The sequence below is a fragment of the Cellulomonas sp. P4_B5_2 genome (genome assembly GCF_056402235.1).
Window position 1 is genome coordinate 1 of sequence record NZ_JBFUHU010000274.1, and the last position, 5,168, is coordinate 5,168.

The following is a 5,168-nucleotide window of genomic DNA, read 5'->3' on the forward strand; positions in this document are numbered from 1 at the left end:
CCCTGCGGGAGGCCGCGCTCGCCTGACCTCAGTGCGCGAAGTGGCGCGTCCCGGTGAGGTAGAGCGTCACCCCGGCGGCCTGCGCCGCGGCGATGACCTCCTCGTCGCGGACGGACCCACCGGGCTGCACGATCGCGCGCACGCCGGCGTCGATGAGCACCTGCGCGCCGTCGGCGAACGGGAAGAACGCGTCGGAGGCGGCCACGGCCCCGCGCGCCCGCTCGGCGTCCCCGGCGTTGGCCCTCTCGACGGCCAGCCGGCAGGAGTCCACCCGGTTGACCTGGCCCATCCCCACGCCCACGGACGCACCGGCGTCGGCGAGCAGGATCGCGTTCGACTTGACCGCGCGCACGGCCCGCCACGCGAACGCGAGGTCGGCGAGCGTCGTCGCATCAGCCGGTGCTCCCGCCGCGAGCGTCCACCCGGCAGGGTCGTCGCCCGGGGCGTCCACCTGGTCGAGCTCCTGGACGAGCAGGCCGCCGCTGATCGCGCGACGCTCGGTGCCCACCCCGTCCACGGGGGTGACCTGGAGCAGGCGGATGTTCTTCTTGCGGCTGAGGATCTCGAGGGCTTCGGGCTCGAACGCGGGCGCGACGACGACCTCGGTGAACACGGGTGCGATCTGCTCGGCCGCGGCGGCGGTCAGGGTGCGGTTGGTGGCGATGACGCCGCCGAACGCCGACACGGGGTCGCACGCGTGGGCCTTCGCGTGGGCGTCGGCCACGTCGGTGCCGACCGCGATACCGCACGGGTTGGCGTGCTTGATGATCGCGACCGCGGGGTCCGTGTGGTCGTGCGCGGCACGCCACGCGGCGTCGGCGTCGACGTAGTTGTTGTAGCTCATCGCCTTGCCGTGCAGCTGCTCGGCGCCGGCCAGACCGCGGCCCGCGGCACCGTCGGGCGTCAGGTACAGGGCGGCCTGCTGGTGCGGGTTCTCGCCGTAGCGCAGCACCTCGCCGCGCACCCACGTGGTCCCCGTGAACGCCGGGAAGCCGGAGTCGGCGGCCTGCTCGTCGGGCGCGTACTCCGCCGCGAACCAGCTGGCGACCGCGGCGTCGTAGGCGGCGGTGTGGGCGAAGGCGTCCGCCGCGAGCAGGCGTCGGGCGGCGAGCGTGAACCCGCCGGCGCCCACGGCTGCGACGACCTCGTCGTACCGCGCCGGGTCGACCACGACGGCCACGCTGGGGTGGTTCTTCGCGGCGGCGCGCACCATCGACGGGCCGCCGATGTCGATCTGCTCGACGCACTCGTCGGGCCCGGCGCCGGACGCGACCGTCGCGGTGAACGGGTACAGGTTGACGACGACCAGCTCGAACGGCTCGATGCCGAGATCCTCGAGCTGCGCGAGGTGCGCGGGGAGCCGGGTGTCGGCCAGCACTCCGGCATGCACGCGCGGGTGCAGGGTCTTGACGCGCCCGTCGAGGCACTCCGGGAAGCCGGTGAGGTCCTCGACGCGGGTCACGGGCACACCGGTCGCGGCGATGGTCGCGGCGGTGGAGCCGGTGGAGACGATCTCGACGCCGGCGGCGTGCAGCGCCGCGGCGAGGTCGGTCAGGCCGGTCTTGTCGTAGACGCTGACCAGGGCTCGGCGGACGGGCCGCTGGAAGGTGTTCTCGGACATGGCGCTCCCGGGTGTGCAGGGTCGGCTAGGGCGGACCCATGCACCCAGGCGGGCGGTGCGTGGCGGGGCACTGCGGCCGCTCCCCGGTGGTTGCACCCACCTGCGCCAGTCACGACCGTGGCCGAGTCTAGCCGGTGCATCACCCGACGATCGCGCGCCGGCCCTCGACCCGCAGGCCCTCGCGCGCGATCCGGCCCACCCACTCGACCAGCAGCTCCCGCTCGACGGTCTTGATGCGCTCGTGCAGCGTGGCCTCGTCGTCGTCGGGCTCCACCGCGACCGTGGCCTGCGCGAGGATCGGTCCGGTGTCGACGCCCTCGTCGACCACCATGACCGTGCAGCCGGTGACCTTGACGCCGTACGCGAGCGCGTCCCGCACGCCGTGCGCGCCCGGGAACGACGGCAGCAGCGCGGGGTGCGTGTTCAGGATCCGGCCGCCGAAGCGCCCGAGGAAGGTCGCGCCGAACAGCTTCATGAACCCGGCGAGGACAACGAGGTCCGGCGAGAAGACCGACACCGTCTCGGTGACGGCCGCGTCCCAGGCCGCGCGGTCGTCGAAGTCCTTGAGCGAGACGACCGCGGTCGGGATGCCGGCCTCGCGCGCGATGTCCAGCGCCCGGATCCCGCTGCGGTCCGCCACCACGGCGACCACGCGGGCGCCGTAGGCGGGGTCGTCGTGCGCGGCCAGCAGCGCGGCAAGGTTGGAGCCCGTGCCCGAGACCAGGACCACGAGCCGGCCCGAGTCGCGGGTGGCCGGGGTGGGGCGGGGGGGCGTCTCGTGCGTCACGGGCCGACCCTACTGGCCACCGCGCGGCCCGGGCACGCGCGTCCGCCGACCCCACCGGTGGGCGAGAATGCAGGAGTGAGCAACCCCTACGCGCCCCCGGACGCCGACCGGACGGACGCGCCCGCGCCGCAGGACGGACCGTCCTGGCCGCCGCCCATGCCCCGGCCGCAGGCTCCGGCTGCTCCCGAGCGTCAGCCCCCGGACCCGGAGGAGGCCGCGCACGCCACGCGCCTCATCCGGCTGTTCGGCGTGCTCGTGCTCGGCTCGGTCCTGGTGGCCACGCTGCCGCTGCCCTGGCAGGCCGCGGGGCTCCTGTTCGCGGTCGCCGCCCTGGCCGTGGGGATCCGGGGGCTGATCGTCGCGGGGCGCGCGCGGACCCGCAGCCTGGTGCCGCTGCTCGCCGTCGGGATCGTCATCGCGCTCTCGTGGACGCTCATCCTCGGGGTCCAGCTGGCGCTCTGGCCGGTGCAGCAGGACAAGCAGGAGTGCCTCGAGGGCGCGCTGACGATCAGTGCGACCAACGCCTGCGAGTCGCAGTACGAGCAGGACCTGGACGACCTCCGCAACTCGCTCGAGACGGGCTCCTAGGGCGCGACGACTCATCATGCCGAGCAGATGCGAAACCCAGCATCGTCCAGTGAATACTAGGTTAGTGTGGACGGATGACGATCGAGATCTACGCGCTGAGCGTGCTGCGGCGCGGTCCCGTGCACGGCTACGAGCTCAAGCGGCGCGTACGTCGCCCGTCCATCGCCGCGGTGAACAACAACTCGCTGTACCCGGCGCTGCGACGGCTCGAGCAGTCAGGGGCGGTGACCAAGACCGTCGAGCCGCAGGAGGGCAGGCCTGCACGCAACGTCTATGCCCTCACCCCGAGGGGACGTGAGCTGCTGACGGAGCTCGTCTCGACGCTCCCCCCGGACCTGGCAGCCGACGACGAGGAGTTCCTGCTCCGCGTGAGCTTCTTCGACGAGCTCGCCGTGCCGGCGCGGCGGGCCGTCCTGCAGGCCCGGCAGGACGTCGTGCAGGCCGCGCTCGTCCAGGTGCGCTCGCTGCTCGCCGACGCCGACCCCGCCCGGTCGTGGCGGCGCCGTGCACAGGAACAGCTGGTGGAGCGACTGGAGCAGGAGCTCCTGTGGATCGAGGCGCTGCGGGCGGAGGCGGAGCGGCCGTGAACCGTACGCGGGCGCCGCAAGGCTCCGGTGCCACGCTGGGTTCGGTCGCGCGCTTCGGTCTGCTCGTCGGCCCGGTGCTCAGCATGCTGGACTCGAGCATCGTCAACGTCRCCGTGCCGGACGTCGCGCACGAGCTCACCGCAGGGCTGGACGCCGTCCAGTGGGTCGTCAGCGGGTACCTCCTGTCGCTGGCGGTCGGCCTCGCGCTCACCGCCTACGCCTCGCGCCGGCTGGGCACGATGCGCGTCTACGTCGTGAGCATGGTGCTCTTCGTCGCCGCCTCCACCCTCTGCGCGGTGGCGCCCACCATCGAGGTGCTGATCGCCTCGCGCGTGCTCCAGGGCTTCGTCGGCGCGCCCCTCGTGCCGCTCGCGCTCAGCATCCTGCTCGGCAAGGACGGCGTCGGTGRCGGCGGGAAGATCCCACTGTCTGCCGCCCTGGTGCTGTTCCTCGCCCCCACCTTCGGTCCCACGCTCGGCGGCCTGCTGATCGGTGCGGGCGGGTGGCGGTGGGTCTTCCTGGTGAACGTGCCCCTCGGTGCCCTCGGGCTGCTCCTGATGCTCCGGCTGCCGCCGGTCGGAGAGCGCCCCCGGACGGACGCGCGCTTCGACCCGCTGGGCTTCGTCCTGCTCGCGAGCGGGCTGGTGTGCACCCTGCTCGCGGCGACCCGTGGCACCTCGGCGGGATGGCGTCACGCGGACCTCTACGTCCTGCTCCTCGCGGGCGTCGCCCTGCTCGTCGCGTTCGGCTGGTCCGCAGGCCGGCGCGACCAACCCGCGCTCCGGCTCGACGTCGTGCGCGGCGGGCGGTCGGTGCTGGTCCTCGTGCTGCAGGTCGTGGCGTCCGTCATCGCCTTCGGCACCGTCTTCCTCATGCCGGTGTTCACCGAGGGCGTGCAGGGACACACGGCCCTGGCCACCGGCGTCGCACTCCTCCCCCAAGGCATCGTCATGGGGTTCGGCACGGTCCTCGGACAGCGGATGTCGAGGTGGATGCCGCTCCGCGACCTCGTCACGCTCGGGTTCGCCGTGCTGGCCCTGTCCAGCGCGGCCCTGCTCACGCTCACGCAGACCACTCCGCTGTGGGTGACGGCCGCGATCCTGTGCGGGCGCGCGGCCGCAGCGGGGCTGGTCACGACACCGCTGCTCATCGCGTTCCTCGCGCCGCTCGAGGAGCACGAGCTGGCCGACGGGAACACGCTCTACACCATCTCCCAGCGGCTGGGCGGGTCCGTGGGCGTCGGCGTCCTCGCATCCGTGGCGGCACGCGGGACCGGCACCCGGGGGGCGCTGCAGGCCTTCCACCTGGTGGGCGCGGTCCTCGTCGCGCTCGCCACCCTCGCGGCCGCGCTGTCCCGTCGCCTCCCTGCCGGCGACGCTGACGCGCCGGCCGCCACCGGAGCACCGCCGACGCGTGCGTCGCGCACGTCGTCAGGCGCCGCCCTGGTCGCCCCGGCGGAGCAGCCGTCGCACTGACCGCCCCAGCTCGGCGCGCAGCGGCAGGTCCCCCGGCAGCGCCACCAGGAGCGCCCCGACGAGCACGCCCGCGCCCGCGAGGAGCCCCACCACCGCACCCTGCGCACCGA

At 74.1% G+C, this 5,168-nt stretch carries 5 protein-coding genes and 1 riboswitch; of the genes, 3 read left to right on the top strand and 2 right to left on the bottom strand.

What is annotated here, in order from left to right:
- Positions 1-28: 28 nt before the first annotated feature.
- Both purH and purN read right to left on the bottom strand, forming a co-directional pair.
- Positions 29-1,621, bottom strand: coding sequence for a bifunctional phosphoribosylaminoimidazolecarboxamide formyltransferase/IMP cyclohydrolase (gene purH / locus AC1DUQ_RS17260; RefSeq protein WP_477061461.1), 1,593 nt, complete (start codon positions 1,619-1,621; stop codon positions 29-31).
- Positions 1,622-1,656: 35 nt separating this feature from the next.
- Positions 1,657-1,744, bottom strand: a riboswitch (ZMP/ZTP riboswitch).
- Between the two features lie 16 nt (positions 1,745-1,760).
- Positions 1,761-2,408: a phosphoribosylglycinamide formyltransferase gene (gene purN / locus AC1DUQ_RS17265; protein WP_477074210.1), complete on the bottom strand. Its 648-nt coding sequence runs from the start codon at positions 2,406-2,408 to the stop codon at positions 1,761-1,763.
- Between the two features lie 75 nt (positions 2,409-2,483).
- Here purN and AC1DUQ_RS17270 point away from each other — a divergent pair, with 75 nt between their 5' ends.
- The 3 genes from AC1DUQ_RS17270 (at position 2,484) to AC1DUQ_RS17280 (ending at position 5,058) form a co-directional block, all read left to right on the top strand.
- Entirely contained in the window at positions 2,484-2,996 is a 513-nt protein-coding gene (locus AC1DUQ_RS17270) for a hypothetical protein (RefSeq protein WP_477061459.1), read from the top strand.
- A gap of 74 nt (positions 2,997-3,070) precedes the next feature.
- Positions 3,071-3,583 (top strand): PadR family transcriptional regulator, encoded by a 513-nt coding sequence (locus AC1DUQ_RS17275; RefSeq protein WP_477061458.1) that lies wholly within the window; start codon positions 3,071-3,073, stop codon positions 3,581-3,583.
- The gene (locus AC1DUQ_RS17280) at positions 3,580-5,058 is read left to right on the top strand and encodes a DHA2 family efflux MFS transporter permease subunit (protein WP_477074211.1); all 1,479 of its coding nucleotides are present in this window, start codon (positions 3,580-3,582) and stop codon (positions 5,056-5,058) included. Before AC1DUQ_RS17275 ends, AC1DUQ_RS17280 begins: the two co-directional genes overlap by 4 nt.
- Positions 5,059-5,168 lie beyond the last annotated feature (110 nt).

Excerpts from the sequence above, each read along its gene's own strand:
- purH (WP_477061461.1), bottom strand. The coding sequence starts at position 1,621 with ATGTCCGAGAACACCTTCCAGCGGCCCGTCCGCCGAGCCCTGGTCAGC.
- AC1DUQ_RS17275 (WP_477061458.1), top strand. The coding sequence starts at position 3,071 with ATGACGATCGAGATCTACGCGCTGAGCGTGCTGCGGCGCGGTCCCGTG.